Origin of the sequence: Chlorogloeopsis sp. ULAP02, from assembly GCF_038404745.2 — a bacterium.
Taxonomy (GTDB): Bacteria; Cyanobacteriota; Cyanobacteriia; order Cyanobacteriales; family Nostocaceae; genus Chlorogloeopsis.
Genome location: NZ_JAYKTT020000023.1, coordinates 329292 through 346888, shown reverse-complemented (window position 1 = coordinate 346888; position 17597 = coordinate 329292). Strand labels below are relative to the sequence as shown.

Below are 17597 nucleotides of genomic sequence, written 5' to 3'. Positions count from 1 at the left end.
TATGGAGACGTTATTAACGGAGCAAACTACAATGGATTCACTCGACAAGATGTCTGGCATCAAAAGCTTACTTGAAAACGGACTAAGTCCAGAAGAAGCTTTTACTGCTATTACCCTGGCTACAACTGCCTCAGATGGTTATCCTTCCCAAGAGGAGGCACGTGCTATCTTATCTACACTATCTCGGATCAAGCTATTCAGAAGTTACTCCGATGAGATGATGAGCGAGATGCTTGAGACACTCCTCGTTGTTTTGAGGCGTGAAGGTATTAATGCTTTGTTCAATACTGCCAAAGAGTCTTTGCCTCATGAATTGCGGGAAGCAGTTTTTGCAGTAAGTGCTGATTTGGTATTAGCAGATGGAATCGTGACTCAAGAAGAACAGGAATTCTTGAACGATTTGTATCAAGCTCTGGGCATCACTACTGAGATTGCCACACAAGTTGTACAAGTAATGTTGATTAAAAATCGGGGATAATCTCTGTTTAACATCCAAAATTTATTGTCAACCAAAGTAGGGTAACTTGGAGATGGGTAAACAGAGGAGGTGAGAGAAAACTTTTTCTCCTACTCTCTCCGTAATACTATTTCACTTTCAAGTGGCTACAAATTTGCAAGCTTTTGAATAGAGAGCGGGGTAGATGATTTGTAGCTTTAATTTAGAGAACTGGTATAACTCCCACATCATTAATTTAAAACTACTAATAAGGCTGAAATTTTTGGCACTGCTTTGAAGATACTTTTGACAATTTGGTTGACACTACCCAATTGGAGAATTACCAGGATTGACAGCATGGATGAATTCACTACCAGATGCTGGAAATCCTCTTTTGTAACAGGCTTCTTCTGGTTGCCCCCACCCCATTTGTAAAACTATTTCCAAAAAGTGGGATTTTTCAAAAGAACATAAACTAGCCCATTCTGTTCTGTGGGCGATTCTATCAACATCAACTTTTATAATCTGTTGATATTGTTTACCATGATTAACACTTAAATATAAGTCCATCTCGACAGTGACTGTATCCCAAAATTCTAAAACAGAATTTTTAGCAGCCTTGAGTATATCCAAATCATCAGATAAAGCAATTAACTGAGAATCTACTTCTGGATAGCGTAAGGTTTTACCTTTGACTGTCACCTCACGCCAGACAATGCCAGAAACTTGATATTTCCTTTGATAATCGTGAATAGCAGCTTTAAAATCTTGATAGGCAGTAAATTTTTGCAGCCCATCGGTTCTGATAAACTGGTCAATTACAGGATTGCCAGAGACTTTGATCTCTAACTTCAAGCGATCGCCTTTTAAGCATGCCTGGCGTTCTACTGACAAAATTTTGATTAGCTCCTCTGTAGTATAAACCTTTGACATCAGAACACACTCTCTAAGTCATTGGCCATTGATTATTTATCGTTTGTTGATTGTTAGTCGTTTACCCTCCTATCTTGTTTAGATATTCTCCATTACGTTTATTTAAAATTTAGTATCAAATTCAACTAAAAAATAAGGCAGACGAAATCTGCCTGCCCCAAAAATTACTGAGTTAGCTCACTATTTAATTCATTAAAGGAACGACGTTTTAATTCTACTGATTCGGTACGTGGTAACAAATCAAACAGTTGTCTGAACTGATCGTCTACTTGTTCAAATGGTACTTGCCCCTTTTCATTCAAGACTACCTGTCCTGATTGATTAAACACTAATACTTGGGGAACTTTGCCTGAGTAGTAATAACCAGGTTCTGTCGGTTCATAACTTTGTTTGGGTATAATTGTATCCACGTTGATCGGGATAATCTCTGCTACTCCGCCATAAAAAGCTTGTAGTTTAGAAACAACGATTGCATATTCTTTGCAATCACTGCTGTCATCCACATAAAAAACTAACAGTGCGGGTTTATGCTCTTTTAGTGCGGTTGCTAGTGTGGCTTTCGGGGGAACCAATGAACCATTACCAGCATAAACCACGAAAATATTTCCGTCATATCTGTCATCTTTAATACCAGCTAATACTGGTGTGGTGCTAAGGATGAACAGGCACACAAGTAACAAGCATCCAGACAAAATGCGTCGCCAGTTCAGAACATTTTTGGGTAAAAATTGCAACTTTATGCCTTTCATCAAAAGGAACCTTTAAATTTTTATTTCTTTGTAAGTTTTTACTGAACTCAGCAGACGATGTAAATATTTGATGACGTCTGCCATCAATTTTTAAGATAACGCCTCTTAGGGGATTATCTCTCGAAAAGGTAAACTAGGCGAGAATGAAACGGGAGACAGGAGGCAAGGTGACACCGGGAATTGTGAATCAGACTTAATTCTTTCGTCTTTTTTGCCTGATTTCTCTTTGTGTTTTCACAAGCACATCTCATCTTTGGTTTTTATCCTCTTATGACTGGCTTTTTTACTAAGGATTCGCTAAACTCACAAAATTAAATTGGTAGCTATCAGTTGTAAATTAGCAATCACCAAAGCACTAGGGTACTGATGTGGAAAAAAAAATTCAATTTATAGATAAACTCCGGCTTGGCTTGGCTGTGTCGGTAGCTAAAAGTGTAACTCTAATGGTGCGATCGCTACGTTTGGGTGCGGCGTCAGTTTTACCTGGTTTGATCGCGCGTCGCATAGAGCCACGTCTGTTGCAATTATTAAGTCAGCAAACTAAAAACGGAATCATTCTCGTTGCTGGTACTAACGGTAAAACTACTACATCGCTGTTTTTGCGCGAGATATTGGAACGCCAAGGCTATCGTGTTGCTCACAATGCCACAGGTGCGAATCTAGAAAATGGCTTAATGACAGCGTTGATGGAAAGTACCAACTTGATAGGAAAGCTGAATGTAGATTACGCCATTTTAGAAGTTGATGAAAATATCTTGCCAAGAGTATTGGCACCAATTCAACCCAAGCTTATTCTCTGTTTAAACTTGTTTCGCGATCAACTAGATAGGTATGGAGAAGTAGACACAATCAGTAAGCGCTGGGGACGTGCGATCGCGACTCTCCCTCCTGAAACTATCATTGTTGCTAATGCAGACGATCCGACAATTTGCCATCTTGGGCAGCAGTTATCCCAGCAGCGAGTTTCTTTCTTTGGTTTAAATGAACCAGAACATTATTTAGAAGCAATTCCCCATGCTGTTGATTCTATCTACTGTCCCCAATGTGGATACGCCTTAAATTACAAAGGTGTTTATTTGTCTCATATGGGTGAGTATACCTGTCCGAGTTGTGGCTTTACTAGAAGCCAACCAACTCTTGATAGTGCCACATGGCCGCAAATTCTCATTGGCTTGTATAACAAATACAATACTTTAGCAGCTGCTACTGCTGCCATAGAATTAGGAATTAATGAAGCTACTATCCGTGAAACTATACCAAATTTCCAACCAGCTTTTGGTCGTGCTGAAGAGTTAAAAATTAACGGTAAGCAGGTACGGATTTTATTATCAAAAAATCCTGTAGGTACCAATGAAACAATTAGAGTAGTCACCCAAAGCAACGATAAAACAACACTTCTAGTATTAAATGATCGCATTCAAGATGGAGAAGACGTATCTTGGATCTGGGATGTAGATACAGAAAAATTAGTCGAACGGGGAGGAACTTTAGTAGTTAGTGGCGATCGCGTCTACGATATGTCGCTACGTCTACATTACAGCCAAAACACTGCCGATAGTAATTTCAATTTGATTGTCGAAGAAGATTTACGCCAAGCTCTAGCGATCGCCCTACAACATACGCCAGTTAACGAAACTTTACACATCTTACCTACCTACACAGCCATGTTAGATGTGCGAGAGGCTCTAATAGGTAGGAAAATTCGTTAAATCATTTTATGGATAGTAGTTAGTGGATCGTGGATAGTGGGTAATAAACTATTAACTACTGTGTGGGCGGGTTGCGTTGATTAACTTTGGGCTAAAACCGATGATTTATCTTCTAAACCCGCCCCTACTACCTACTAACCAATTATTATTGCAATTTCACTGCTGCACGCTGTAATGGTAAAACTTCTTCTAAAGTTAATTCATGGTCAGAAGTTAGATGACTGTTACAACAAATTGTACTAAAAAATACTGGTTGACCAACTAATTTAGAAAAATGCTTTTCTAGCAGCAATCTTGAGGTAATATCTCCTAATAAATCAGAAAGGTCTTTTGTCAGTTGATCGCGATCATCACGGTGAACCATTCTAAATTTAAAAGGAGTTTTCCCAACTATTTCCTTAACAGCAGCATCGAATTTATCCAACTTGTTCTGAACGTATGCCCAAGATACTTCCTCTAAAAATGTCCACGCTTGCGGAAATATCTCTCGAATTTTTTCTAGATGATTCTCACTTTGGTAAACCAATGTTGCAGTTTTACAATCCATGTGAAATCCCCTGGTAGTAAAATCAATCTACTGCTATCTGTAGTTTATATATACACAGAAAGAGTTTTACTTATACTGACATACTTTCTCAAAAACACAAACTATAAATATTAGGGTTTCTTTATTTTTGATGAAATTTAACTATGGGTAGCTATTCAATGACAAAGGACAAAGAAAAGAGTTAAATCGAAAAAGGCAAATGGTAGACGGCAGATAGTAGAAGGTAAAATGCTTCTCAGCTTTAAATTTATAGATACAAGTATCTTACGTTAAATAATGTCTATCTAATCAAGGAAAAATAAAGTTTATTTTATGATGTAAAACGAGAGCAAATTTGAAAATTCTATTTTATAAAAGTTTATGAATAGTGAGGAGTTATGAGTAATCAGCAAATGGAATTAATTATTGGATGGTTATATCCAACCTTAATGAGTACTTATGGCGATCGCGGTAATGTCATCGTTCTAGAACGCCGTTGTCTGTGGCGCGGATATAATGTTAAGGTGCTGCCTTTGGATCGGAACGCTACAGCAGCTGATATACGTTCGGTAGATTTAATAGTTGGTGGTGGCGCACAAGATCGCCAACAAGAAATTGTCATGCGCGACTTGCAAGGTGCAAAAGCAGAAGCAATGCGGGAGAAAATAGAAAATGGTACTCCTGGCGTGTTTACTTGCGGCTCGCCCCAATTACTAGGACACTATTACGAACCAGGCTTTGGACAACGCATTCAAGGTTTGGGAATATTAGATATTGTATCGGTACATCCAGGAGAAAATGTCCGGCGCTGTATTGGAAATTTGGTTGTGGAAGTGACAGCTTCTCTTCTAGCCCAAGATTTAAAAGAGATGTTAGGCGGTGCTACACCTTATCTGATTGGATTTGAAAATCACGGTGGGCGCACCAAATTAGGAAAAGTCGAAGCATTAGGACGCGTGGTTTACGGCTTAGGCAACAATGGTGAAGATGGTACAGAAGGAGTATTTTATCAGAATGCGATCGCTACCTATTCTCACGGGCCGTTGTTGCCAAAAAATCCTTTTGTAGCAGATTGGTTAATTCAAACTGCATTGCGATTAAAGTATCAACAAGCGATCACGCTATCACCTTTAGATGATACCTTGGCAATGCAAGGAAGGGAAGCAATGTTTAAGCGGTTGAAAGTTAATGTGCAAACACCTGCTGCGGTGAAGCCAGGGATTTAAATTTCTGACTCATAGCTGAAGTCCGTTAAAACAGAATTATTTTGACAATGCAAAAATATGCTATCTAAATGGTTTTTGCTTCATTGGCGATTTCTATTTTGGTTACTGCCATTAGGCGCAATCATAACTGCTCTGGGGTTAAACTTTTACATCAAGGCAGTTACTAGTAATTACCGCTACATAAAACCTACTGATATTCCAGCACAGCGTATTGCTATTGTCTTAGGTGCAGGAGTTTACCCAGACGGTACGCCATCACCGATGTTAAGCGATCGCATCACAGCTGCTGTTGAACTTTACAAATTGGGGCGAGTGCAAAAACTATTGATGACTGGTGACAATAGCAGCGATGACTACGATGAAGTGACAGTGATGCAGCGTTACGCCACAGAACGAGGTGTACCTGCTGAAGATATTACCCTTGATCATGCTGGTTTTAGCACCTACGAAAGTTGTTATCGCGCTAGAGAAATTTTTGGTGTTGAACAAGCAGTTTTAGTGACTCAGAACTTTCATTTACCTCGTGCAGTTTACACTTGCCGTCAATTAGGTGTAGATGCGATCGCTCTCGGAACACCAGACTGGGAAAGTTACCGTTTTCAGGCTATTGTGTACTATAACCTGCGCGAGGTGATGTCTACTCTGAAAGCATTGTGGGAAGTTCATGTGACTCATCCCCTACCTACTTTTCTTGGGCCTTTTGAAGGGGTAAAGTAAAATTAAAGATATAATTTTTACCCTACTGCCTACTGCCTACTGCCTTGTGTTGCAGATAACAATGACAATCAGGTTTATCAATCACTGACTCAACCAAACCATTCAAGGCTGTCGCTGCTAACAATCCTCCTCCTAAGGTTCCTTCAATTGCGATCCAAGCAACACTTGTTTGCATTAGCTGTCGTTTGGCTGCGGGAGCATGGCTAAAGCCAATAGGCATACCAATTACTAATGCAGGTTGGATTTGCTGATGGGCGATCGCTTCGCAAATTGCTAGTAACACCGAAGGCGCATAGCCTACTACCAGCACGCAACCTTTTTCGAGTTGCTGTAATTTTTCCCGCCATTTCTGTTCTTGCCAAAAAGTAAGTTCTGCCTCTTTTGCAGTGGTAATATGCGGATTACCAATCAAAGTTTCAACACGACATCCCAGATGAATTAATCGTGTTTGATCTAAGGCAGCCGCAATTGTGGAAGTGTCTGCAATCACTTGACATCCCGACTTGAAGGCTTCACGGCTGGTAGCGATCGCCTCAGGATGCAACCTCACAAAAGACGCTAAACTCACATCTCCACTAGCCAACACTAGCTTTGCTATTAAGTCTTGTTCAATTGCAGAGCGATCGCACAGATCTGGTAGTAAATATTGTAATGATTCATAGAAATCTTCAGGGTGAGCGTGAACTTGTGCATCTAAGCCACTCCAAAGTTTTTCTAATTGCTCGGCTCCTACCTTAGTTTCTACTTCCAGTAACTTAAGTTGTGCAAGTACTTCAGCTTGCATGAGTTGACAATTGCGATCGCGCCCCAGTAAACCCTCTAATGCGGAGGCAGTTTGCCGGAGTTGAGAAATTTGTTGCATAACTGCTCGATATTGCTTTTGTAGAGATGTGATTAATCGAGTCTCTACAGTTGTACTTACTTCTGGTTCAATAGCAAGAATATGGCGAATATGATTTAGCTGAAAGCCTTGCTGCTTAAGTGCAACAATCCGTTGTAATCGGTTTACATCCTGTTGAGTATAAAGACGATAGTTACCAGGCGATCGCATAGGTTGAGGTAATAAACCTACTTGATGGTAATGACGTACCATCCGGGGTGTTATTCCACCTCCCACTACCTCGGTAAGTTCTTTTATCGTTAAGCAATTAGCTTTCATACTCTTCACGCCACAATATTAATCAATTTTATTATTAACGTCTTACCAACACAAATTCGTGGATTATTTGTTGAATAAATAAATTGATCTAAATGAGTTACTCAAATGAAACAAAATTTTTTCTTTTTAAAAATAGAAAATTTACTGTGCGTTTACTACTTCCAAAAAAGTCCTTTAAAAAGTTATGATAAAGTTATGAAAAACACCTTACTATTATGTTCCACTCAAGAAAGATGTTGCTTTTGTATTTGATCAAAAGTCTCAATTGAATATAATCGATTTTACTAAAATCTTCAAATACAGAACACAAAACAGGTAAATCTTTTGACTCTAGTTACGGGTTCGATTCTATGTTCAGATGTACTTCAGACATACGAGAACCGTTATAATTGGTTTTGACATCCTGTTGATTTAATAAAAGATTGATTTTAGAACTGGCAAAGTGGGTTACAAGCCTTTGCCAGAGCAATTTGTAAATGCTAGTCCTAACAATGTCTAGATTGGAAAGAGGGGTTAAACCAAACACATATAACCAGATAACATCGTTTAAGCTAAAAAATAACTCTCTAGTTCCATCTTGGAAAAATTTTTCCTAGAAGCTGGAGCAGTATGTGCGAGGTGATTTTTGAATTAGCCTTAGCTCTACTCCAAGGATTGCAAAGGAAATTTAGTCTGAGTCATAGTATCAAGCACCAATAGCCCACTAAAGAGCTAGTCTAGCCCTAGCTCCTAGTAGGACTTTCTCCCTGCTGACCATTCAGTTCGTTCAGGAGACAAGTATTATTATGACCTTTTGTTTTGACGTTGATTATCCTAATGCAGAAATAAAAGCTTCTCCAACCTTAGATAGGTTACGAATAATGGTTATAGATGATAATATAGATCATTGTGATGTAACCTCCTGTTGTTTGGAAATTTTTGGTTTTGAGGTTGTGACACGAACCTCAGCACAGGAGGCTCTGGACATGATAGAGGAATTTGAACCGCATCTTCTAATTGTCGATATTGCGATGCCTAACATCGATGGCTACGCACTTATACGTATTATTAGAAGCTTACCTCTACCAATATGTTCAATTCCAGCTATTGCCTTAACAGGATTGAGAAACACAGTTCAAGAACGTGAAAAAGCGATCAGAAGTGGATTTCAAGCATATTTAGTTAAGCCAATACAACCTAAAGATTTAGTAATCGAAGTACTGAAACTTGTTGGGCAACCATTAGTTTTAGCTAGAACTAATTAGATGAATGTAAATATCGGACAAATTTGTAAAGAAAAGAAACAAACTAGTATTCTTTAATGCTTAAGGGTACCTACGAAAGATTGTGAGGAGAACATTTTACTTAAAGGAACCCATCAATAATAGTACTGCATTGGATTCCTCTTGTATGAACAAGCTTATCGTGTGCTTTAAGTGTATGAGAGGACTAGCAGAGAATAAAATTATTAACTTTATTAGTGCAAATGTGTCGTTGTATTTTCTAGGATTTCTGTTGCTTTTTGCGCAGAAAGCGGGCGGTAGAACAGAAAGCCCTGCACATCCTCACAGTTAATAGATTTCAGAAACTGTAATTCTTCCTCCTTCTCAACCCCTTCAGCAGTAAGTCTCAGTCCTAGATTTCGTCCTAAAGTAACTATCGCCTTGACAATGTGAGCAACCTTCACATCAGTTGTCAATTCACGGATGAATGATCGATCAATTTTGAGATTGTGCAATGGCAGCAACTGCAAGCGCGAAAGAGAAGAATAACCAGTACCAAAATCGTCAATAGAAAGATGAACACCCATCTGCTCTAGTTCTTGTAATACTTTTTTAGTAAAGTTTAAGTCTTCAATGGCTACCGTTTCCGTGATTTCTAATTCTAAAAATTGTGGCTCTAGTTCTGTCTGTTCTAGAATCTGGGCTACAGTTTGCACTAGTTTGGGTTCACGAAACTGCTTGAGAGAAAGATTAACCGCTACAGTTAAGGAAGGCAATCCGGCATTTTGCCAAGCCTTATTCTGCATACACGCTGTTCGCAAAACCCATTCTCCAATCGGAACAATCAATCCACTCTCCTCGGCAAGAGGAATGAAAATATTGGGAGCTACCAATCCCATCTCTGGATGCTGCCAGCGTAATAGCGCTTCCATGCCAGTAATTTTCCCTGTATGAATATTAATTTGGGGTTGGTAATAGACTACAAATTCTTCTCTTTCTAGGGCATAGCGCAAGCTTTTCTCTATAGTTAGCACCTCAGGAGCTTTGGTACTGATAGAAGTGGTATAAAACTGATAGTTATTTCTTCCCTTGTCTTTAGCATGATACAAAGCCACATCTGCATGTTGGATTAGAGTTTCAGCATCGGGGCTATGCTCGTTTAATAAAGCAATACCCAGACTAGCACTAATGTAAAGTTCGTGTCCGTCAATCTGAAAAGCTTTTTCTAAAGCTTGTAAAATTCTTTTAGCAACTTGGGTTACCTCTTCAACGCTAGTGATTTGGGGTAGCAAGATAATAAATTCATCACCTCCCCAACGAGCAATGGTATCTCCAGCTCTGAGGGAATCATTCAATCTTTGAGCAACACTTTGCAATAATAAATCTCCAAGCGTGTGTCCGAGAGAATCGTTAATGGTTTTGAACCGATCTAGATCAAGGAACATCACAGCTAAACTTTCTTTCCTCCTAGCTACATTAGGCAGGGTTTTAGATAGTTGTTCGTTAAATAGCAGGCGATTAGGCAATCCAGTCAGCAGATCGTGAAGAGCTTGGTAGCGAATCATTTCTTCTACCTGTTGCCGTTGTCGAGCGGCGCTGATATTAGCAGCCAGCGTCAAAAGAGTTGATTCTTCATGCTTTGACCAGTAACGCTCTTGAGAACAGTCTACCAAGCCTAGAAATCCCCAGAACTTTTCTTCTAGCCGCAAAGGTACTAACAGCAGAGATTGAATACTGTCGCGCCCAAGAAGTTTTTGTTCGGCAGTACTTAATTCGCGAGTCAACCCACCAATAGATTTTCCTTTAGAAAAAGCTTCATACCAATGGTTCAGTCCAGAATTGTTATAAGGTTGATTTTGCCAGTTATGACGGCAAGACTCTACTGAAAAGTCTGTCCATTCATATCGCAAGTTCATTGTCATTTCTTGCGTGAGTGGGTGAGGTTTGTTCTCAAATAAATAAACACGATCCGCTTGGGCAGCTTCACCTAGTACTGCCAAAGCTTTTTCAATCGCTATTTCGTAGTTCATTTCTACTAACAAGTAATTGGCAGCTTCTGCAACTGCTTGTAGCAAGCGATCGCGTTGACGCAGTTCAGCTTCAGCTTGCTTTTGCTCTGTAATTTCCCGAATTACAAAAGTTCTAATTAAATCACTTTCAGGAAGATAGTGTACAGATTGTTCAAATACTTCTTGATCAACTTCCACTTCCCGAATAAAAGAATTCTCTTTTTGGTTTTTAACTGTAGTGACTAGCTCTGCTATGAAAGGATGATACTTTCCAGATTTTTTCAGATCAGGAAATTTGAGAGTTGCAGCTGGATTGAGATAAGTAATTGTTCCCTCTAAATCCATCTCAATAATTGGATTGGGGATCAGTTCGGGAAATGAAGCTAAACGAGCTAAAGCAACTTCACTAGCTCTTTCAAGACTATCATCTTTGACTATTAGCGTCTCAAAGGGATTGATGGAATTACCTGGTTCTGACAGTAAGTCAGATAAGTGTTCAACTACGTAAGATTCTGAAAAATCCTGTTCTGAAAGATTGGAGATGGCATAGTACCTAGCCTTAACTTGAGTATTGCCAAACTCAACTAAATCCCCATGCTGAAGATCGTGAGAGAAGCATTTCGTACCATTGATAAATAAGCCGTTGGTACTCTGCTTACCCTTAAAACTACCATCAACAATCCGAAAAGCATATTGATCTGTTTCTGGAAGAGTTACCCGCAGTAAAATTGCGTGTTGCCTTGACACCGATCGCGAACGTAAAACAATTGCGTTCCTAGAGTCACGCCCAAGAGAATATGTAGCCTCTTTCAAAGGGATAGTTCGCTGCCCTTGCAAGTCTTGTACCACCAACAAGTGCCATATTTTTTCTTGTTCGTTTTCTGGCATGGCTGTTCTTCACACTCTCATGTCTGTGGGTTTTAGATTGAAAAATCTTGCTTGCGCTAAGTTCAGGGTTGGAGCCGCAATTTCCTCAACAAAAGGCTTAATCACCTTGCTTACCATTTGTGAAAGGAAATTAATTGTCTGCAAAGAAACATCCCACTGGCAAGCAACTGGCTTACCTGAGACTCTCAGCCTTTTTCTCAACTCACTCATAAGACTAGGAAACCTTGCCCTTTCTGCCACTGTTCTCTACTCTTTTCCCTGTTGAAAGCTCACGATACATTTCATCCTCTATTAATAAAAAGAATAAATTTAAATACCTTCTATATCAAAGGGTATAATTGCGTAATTTTCACAGAAGAGTAGAGAATCCAGAAAGGAGGCAAAATAAATAGCAGTAAATTAGAATTGTTTATCTAAAACTTTTAATTTATGCATCATACTTTTTAAAATTTTAAATTATTCAGTTGATTGGGACATCGGTCACTTAATTAATTAAGAATCTAACAGTCATAATAAGTGTATTCTAAGTCCAGAATGCCGTCTGAAAGAATAATCTAGAATGTTCTAGTTACTTGTAAAAAAAAGTAATATAAGTAATTTTTGTGTGAAAGGTAATTAAGATGGATATAAAACAGAGTATTAATTAGGGAAGATTAAAGATGCAAAAGTATATATGCGGTGTCTGCGGTTATGAATACGATCCGGAAGTCGGCGATCTAGATAATGGTATAGAATCCGGGACAGCTTTTGAAGAATTACCAGAAGATTGGATATGTCCGGTTTGTGGCGCAGAAAAAAATCAATTTGAACCAGAAGAATAATAAATATTGTGCTGACAATTTTAATCAACAAATGTTTAGGAATTTTTTAACTGTGGAACCGCTACGGGTAGTAGTCATAGGTGGTGGTGCGGCTGGTTTTTTTAGCGCGATCGCTGCTGCCAAAAGTAATCCTCGCGCTCGTGTGATTTTACTCGAAGCTAGCAGCCAACCACTAGCCAAAGTTCGCATTTCTGGTGGAGGGCGCTGCAACGTCACTCATGCTTGCTTCGATCCAAAAGTCTTAATACAAAATTATCCCAGAGGTGGAAAAGCTTTACTAGGCGCTTTTACGCGTTTCCAACCCCAAGACACAGTCGCTTGGTTTGCTAAGAATGGCGTACAGTTAAAAACCGAGGCTGATGGCAGGATGTTCCCGATTACAGATTCCTCAGAAACAATCGTCAATTGTCTGATGGATGCCGCCAAAGCCGCGAGAGTAGAACTACGCACAGGTATGGTGGTGGTGGGGGTAAGAAGAGGAGGGGGAAAGGGGGTGATAGGGAGAGAGGTGGAATTTCTCCCACTCTCTAATTTCGAGGTGATCCTGAAGTCGGGAGAAAAATTGCCATGCGATCGCCTGCTGTTAGCTACGGGTAGCAATCCTTTAGGTTATAAAATCGCCCAACAAATGGGACACATCATTGAAAAACCCGTTCCCTCTCTATTTACCTTCAATATTCGTGATCAAAAGTTAAGGGAGTTAGCTGGCGTAAGTACTAACTATGCAAAGTTACGCTTAATAGTACCAGAATACCCTCCACTAGAACAAACTGGGCCATTACTAATTACACATTGGGGTATGAGCGGCCCAGCCGTACTCAAGCTTTCTGCTTGGGGTGCCAGAGCATTACACTCAAGTAACTACCAAGCTACTTTACTCATTAATTGGCTACCCCAGTTGCAACCAGAGCAAGTACGCCAACAATTGTTAGCCGTCAAGAATGATTCGCCCAAGCGCCTCATTACATCCCATCGTGGTGTTGACTTACCCCACCGCCTTTGGCAATACATAATTTCTCGTGTCGGTATTTCCGCTGAAAACCGTTGGGCAGAATTATCTAATAAAAAGTTAAATCAATTAATCCAAGAACTCTCTCAAGGAAAATATTTGATTAATGGTAAAGGCGTATTCAAAGAAGAATTTGTTACTTGTGGTGGTATTAATCTTAAGGAAGTTAATTTTAAGACTATGGAAAGTAAGTTAGTACCAGGTTTGTATTTTGCTGGAGAAATTTTAGATATAGATGGTGTAACTGGTGGCTTTAATTTCCAAAGCGCTTGGACAACTGCTTATTTAGCAGGGTTAGCAATAGTACATCTAGAAAGTACAAAGCCACTAACTGTTAATAGTTAAAACTAAATTAGCCAGTGACTAATAGTCACTGTATATTTTTTAAGTACACAGATGCCCAACTTATCCAAAAAATCGGGCATCTTCTTTTTTACAAAAATAGAACTACTAAGTTCGTTTCGCTGTGATACATATTTTTAATTTTCTTAAACTTGTTCTTGTTTCTCATTAATAAAGATAAGTTAAGAAAAATTTTGTACTCAGTTAAGAAAACGGTATCTTTTTGTGCTGCATTAGGATATGTGAAAAGTTAAAATATTATTGTCATACTTGATTGGATTTTTTGCAGATAGTTATTTTAGCTCCTGATGAATATTTATGAGGTCAATTAAAGTTGTCATCTATCAATTATGTATTAACTTATAGGTAACTAAAAATAATAAATTAACCGATTTATAAATTTTAACTACTATAAGCTTTTATGAAAAGTTCTCTTAAATAAAAAATTTTAAAATCTAATTTAACTCAAAAAAATGAGTTTTACCTAATTTTAACTATTACTAAATCGAGTATAAATAGGAGTTTAAATTGAGGCTGTTTTTCATAATATTTGGACTTTTTTTGATTTCTTTTGCAAAAGTGAGTACCTTTACTTGCAGCCGAACAGAGCCAAATCAAGGATATTGTAAACTTGTAAAATCTGGTTTTCTATGGTCTGAAGAAAAAGAAATGCCAGTCAATAAATTACAAGGAGCTAGATTTCTGACCAAAAAGGATAGTGAATCCACTAGAGTTGTTATCTACACTAGTAATGGTGAAGTTCTATTTTCTTCCTTTGCAAACTATGGCGACGAAGCTGAACAGCGAGAAATAGCATCTCGGATCAGCAGTTTTGTGAAAAACCCTCAACAATCATATTTGCAAGTAGAGCAGAAAGACAAATGGTGGATTGTAGTTGGATGTGTCAGCCTTGCAGTTGGTTTTTTCCCTTTACTTAAGACTAAATCTTAACTTATTGATACTTGTAACGAAATATTACATCAATATTGACTAATCACTGAGGATTAAAATCTCTCCCGACTTCAGGATCATCTCGAAAGTATGTGCTGACGGGGGAATCAAGACACGGGGTGGAGAATTGGGAATCAGGTTCTCTTGGGTTGTCTGTTTGTCCTCATTTCTCTTTGCGTCTTTGCATCAGCCTTAATGATCGGATCGCGGGCTTTAATTGTCTATTCTAGAAATAAGAGGATCTTAAAGACCAAATTTTGATTTTTTTCATCTCACTGGCTGAAGCTGGGCTTTGTACCTTCGTATTTCAGCGCTGTAAATACATTAGATAAAACTCTTTATGGCTAAAAAATTGCACATTGTTACATTTTTGTCGCTTGCTGAAAAATTTAGTTTTAGGAAATAAGAATGCAAACAAATTGGAGAATAGGGTCTTTTTTGGGCATACCCTTATTTTTAGACCCCTTATGGTTTGTGATTTTAGGGTTGGCAATCCTAAATTTTGCAGTAGCTTATCAAGAATTAGGTACTGTCTTAGCTTGGAGTTCTGGGGTAGTAATGGCTTTATTACTCTTTGCTTCAGTGTTATTACACGAGTTGGGACACAGCTTGGTAGCGCGATCGCAAGGTATTAAAGTCAACTCCATTACCCTGTTTCTATTTGGTGGTATTGCTGCTATCGAAGAAGAATCCAAAACTCCAGGCAAAGCATTTCAAGTTGCGATCGCTGGGCCAGCAGTTAGTATGTTACTATTTTTACTGCTTCGTCTCATCGCCAATGTCTTACCTAATGCCAATCCTCTCCACATCATGGTTGGAGATTTGGCACGAATTAACTTAGTTTTGGCATTATTTAACCTGATTCCTGGCTTGCCCCTAGATGGTGGACAAGTGTTAAAAGCAGCACTTTGGCAAGCTACAGGCGATCGCTTTCAAGCAGTACATTGGGCAGCCAAAGCTGGACAAATTTTGGGTTATTGTGCGATCGCTTTGGGTTTGGCAGTAGACTACTTTACAGGTGAATTAGTCACTGGTTTGTGGATTGCTCTATTAGGTTGGTTTGGTATCCGCAATGCAACCAGTTATGATCGCGTCACGATGTTGCAAGAAACCTTACTCAAGCTCAAGGCTAGTGAGGCTATGACTCGTGATTTTCGCATAGTTGATGCTAACCAAACTTTGCGTACCTTTGCTGATTTATATCTACTTGAAACTGCTCCTGCCCAAGTTTATTTTGCCGAGTCGGATGGACGTTACCGGGGCATGGTTTCCATTGATGACTTGCGTTTAGTAGAAAGAAGTGAGTGGGAAACCAAGACTGTGGAAAGCATTGTGCATCCCCTCACAGAAATTCCTACTGTAGAGGAATCAACTAATATCGCTGAGGTGATTAATAAGCTAGAAAATGAAAATTTACCCCGCGTTACCGTACTTTCACCTGCGGATAGTGTTGCTGGTGTAATTGATCGCGGAGACATCGTGCAGGCAGTAGCACAAACATTGGGTTTGCGGATGATGGATGCTGATATTAAGCGAATCAAAGAAGAAGGAAGTTATCCGCCAGGTTTACAGCTACAGGTGATAGCAAAGTCAACTACAAATTAATTAACAACTTGCACCATTCTTAATTAGCACCTAAGCCCCCAAGAAATTTATTTCTTGGCTGATGATAGCTTAAGTCCACTCAAGTGGACTGTAATTACTAATAGAAGTGAAATCTAGTCTTCTTGAGAGGACTTTGCTATAGGATTTGAGAATCATTCTGAGGCGGTATGTGCTGGTTTAGAACCTGATTTGCAAAATCAGCGACTAAGGCTTTTACCAAGAGAGGGAAAAGATACGTTTTTAAGTGTTTTGTAAATACGAAAGTAAGCAACTAATCCCCTTACTTTCCTTGAAAAGCCGTAAATTGTCCGCCTAGCCCTTCCACAATTGTCTTAGTATTTGCAATCATCATTTTGGGATAACTATCGCCGTCTGTTCCGGGTTCGCCTAAACTATCAGAATAAAGTTCGCGATCAGAAATTTTGACATTTGCTTCTTTTGCAACTGTCTCTAACAATTTGGGATTGACAGTAACTTCAGCAAAAATAGTTGGAACTTGAGATTTTTTAACTAAATCAACCAATTTTCTAACTTGTGCAGCAGTTGGTTTTTCTTCGGTACTTACACCTTGCAGCGCTCCTTCCACTGGAATGTTATAAGCTGTGGTGTAATACCCAAATGCATCATGAGTAGTCACCAGTTTTCGAGATGACTGAGGAATGGTGGCAATCTGAGATTTGATCCAACTGTGAATTTGGGTTAGTTCTGCACTCAGTTCTTTGGCATTTTTGGCATATAACTCAGTATTAGCAGGTGCTAATTTTGCTAAGTGGGTTTCAACTACTTCTACCATCCGAGCGCCATTTTCAGCGCTTTGCCAAACATGGGGATCGTCCTCTGTTTGCCCATCTTCTTCAAACTTTTGCGGATTGGGAACAGCTTCTTCTGCAACTGCTACTTTAGGAGCAGGGTTCGATGTTGCCTGAATAAGCTTGATTAACTCTGGCTCAAAGTTATAGCCAGAATAAAGAATCAGGTTCGCATCTTCAATCGCCTTACGATCTGCTGGAACTGGTTGATAGGTGTGACCGTCTACTCCAGGATTAAGCAGACAACGTAGATCAACTGTATTTGCCGCTATTTGCCTTGTGATGTCACATAGGATTGTAGTAGTAGCGACTACCTTCAAAAGCTTATCGTTAGCAGCAGGACTGGCAGTAGAGTTAACAGAACTAGTCTCATTAGTGGGAGGAGATTGAGCACAGGCACTAAATAAGCCCAAAGTTATAACTAAAGCTATAGTTCTCCAGGTTCGATTAGAACTGATGTACATAATTCTTATCGGCTGCAAATATCATCTTTAAGAATATAATGA

The 17597-nt window shown here is 39.2% G+C and carries 15 protein-coding genes; 9 read left to right on the top strand and 6 right to left on the bottom strand.

Features of this window, described 5'->3' with window-relative positions:
- The first annotated feature begins 31 nt into the window (after positions 1–31).
- The gene (locus U2718_RS11900) at positions 32–478 is read left to right on the top strand and encodes a tellurite resistance TerB family protein (RefSeq protein ID WP_342002956.1); all 447 of its coding nucleotides are present in this window, start codon (positions 32–34) and stop codon (positions 476–478) included.
- Positions 479–760: 282 nt separating this feature from the next.
- On the opposite strand, the gene U2718_RS11895 is transcribed toward U2718_RS11900, so the two are convergent.
- Together U2718_RS11895 and U2718_RS11890 are read right to left on the bottom strand one after the other, a co-directional pair.
- Complete coding sequence (locus U2718_RS11895) at positions 761–1369, bottom strand: hypothetical protein (RefSeq protein ID WP_342002957.1); 609 nt, start codon at positions 1367–1369, stop codon at positions 761–763.
- Between the two features lie 164 nt (positions 1370–1533).
- Positions 1534–2118, bottom strand: a complete 585-nt coding sequence (locus U2718_RS11890) for a thylakoid membrane photosystem I accumulation factor (protein WP_342002958.1) — start codon at positions 2116–2118, stop codon at positions 1534–1536.
- A 368-nt stretch (positions 2119–2486) separates the two neighbouring features.
- On the opposite strand from U2718_RS11890, the gene U2718_RS11885 reads away from it, so the two are divergent.
- The gene (locus tag U2718_RS11885; protein WP_342002959.1) at positions 2487–3827 is read left to right on the top strand and encodes a Mur ligase family protein; all 1341 of its coding nucleotides are present in this window, start codon (positions 2487–2489) and stop codon (positions 3825–3827) included.
- 145 nt (positions 3828–3972) lie between these two features.
- Here the strand turns inward: U2718_RS11885 and U2718_RS11880 are convergent, their stop codons facing one another.
- Positions 3973–4374, bottom strand: coding sequence for a hypothetical protein (locus U2718_RS11880; protein ID WP_342002960.1), 402 nt, complete (start codon positions 4372–4374; stop codon positions 3973–3975).
- Between the two features lie 377 nt (positions 4375–4751).
- On the opposite strand from U2718_RS11880, the gene U2718_RS11875 reads away from it, so the two are divergent.
- Positions 4752–5579 (top strand): type 1 glutamine amidotransferase, encoded by an 828-nt coding sequence (locus U2718_RS11875; RefSeq protein WP_342002961.1) that lies wholly within the window; start codon positions 4752–4754, stop codon positions 5577–5579.
- Between the two features lie 57 nt (positions 5580–5636).
- Positions 5637–6296: a vancomycin high temperature exclusion protein gene (locus U2718_RS11870; RefSeq protein WP_342002962.1), complete on the top strand. Its 660-nt coding sequence runs from the start codon at positions 5637–5639 to the stop codon at positions 6294–6296.
- A 22-nt stretch (positions 6297–6318) separates the two neighbouring features.
- Here the strand turns inward: U2718_RS11870 and U2718_RS11865 are convergent, their stop codons facing one another.
- Positions 6319–7455 carry a precorrin-8X methylmutase gene (locus U2718_RS11865; protein WP_342002963.1) on the bottom strand — a complete coding sequence of 379 codons (1137 nt, stop codon included), beginning with the start codon at positions 7453–7455 and terminating at the stop codon, positions 6319–6321.
- An 860-nt stretch (positions 7456–8315) separates the two neighbouring features.
- Here U2718_RS11865 and U2718_RS11860 point away from each other — a divergent pair.
- Positions 8316–8699 (top strand): response regulator, encoded by a 384-nt coding sequence (locus U2718_RS11860; protein ID WP_342002964.1) that lies wholly within the window; start codon positions 8316–8318, stop codon positions 8697–8699.
- A gap of 212 nt (positions 8700–8911) precedes the next feature.
- On the opposite strand, the gene U2718_RS11855 is transcribed toward U2718_RS11860, so the two are convergent.
- On the bottom strand, positions 8912–11554 hold the full coding sequence (locus U2718_RS11855) for an EAL domain-containing protein (protein WP_342002965.1): 2643 nt from the start codon (positions 11552–11554) through the stop codon (positions 8912–8914).
- Between the two features lie 659 nt (positions 11555–12213).
- Here U2718_RS11855 and rd point away from each other — a divergent pair.
- The 4 genes from rd to U2718_RS11835 all read left to right on the top strand — a co-directional run bounded on the left by rd (position 12214) and on the right by U2718_RS11835 (position 16282).
- A complete protein-coding gene (gene rd, locus U2718_RS11850; protein ID WP_342002966.1) occupies positions 12214–12375 on the top strand; it encodes a rubredoxin in 162 nt (53 codons plus the stop codon).
- Between the two features lie 31 nt (positions 12376–12406).
- Entirely contained in the window at positions 12407–13729 is a 1323-nt protein-coding gene (locus U2718_RS11845; RefSeq protein ID WP_342002968.1) for an NAD(P)/FAD-dependent oxidoreductase, read from the top strand.
- A gap of 558 nt (positions 13730–14287) precedes the next feature.
- A complete protein-coding gene (locus U2718_RS11840; protein WP_342002969.1) occupies positions 14288–14677 on the top strand; it encodes a hypothetical protein in 390 nt (129 codons plus the stop codon).
- Between the two features lie 408 nt (positions 14678–15085).
- Positions 15086–16282, top strand: coding sequence for a site-2 protease family protein (locus tag U2718_RS11835; protein ID WP_342002970.1), 1197 nt, complete (start codon positions 15086–15088; stop codon positions 16280–16282).
- 280 nt (positions 16283–16562) lie between these two features.
- On the opposite strand, the gene U2718_RS11830 is transcribed toward U2718_RS11835, so the two are convergent.
- Positions 16563–17555 (bottom strand): metal ABC transporter solute-binding protein, Zn/Mn family, encoded by a 993-nt coding sequence (locus U2718_RS11830; RefSeq protein WP_342002971.1) that lies wholly within the window; start codon positions 17553–17555, stop codon positions 16563–16565.
- Between the last annotated feature and the right edge of the window lie 42 nt (positions 17556–17597).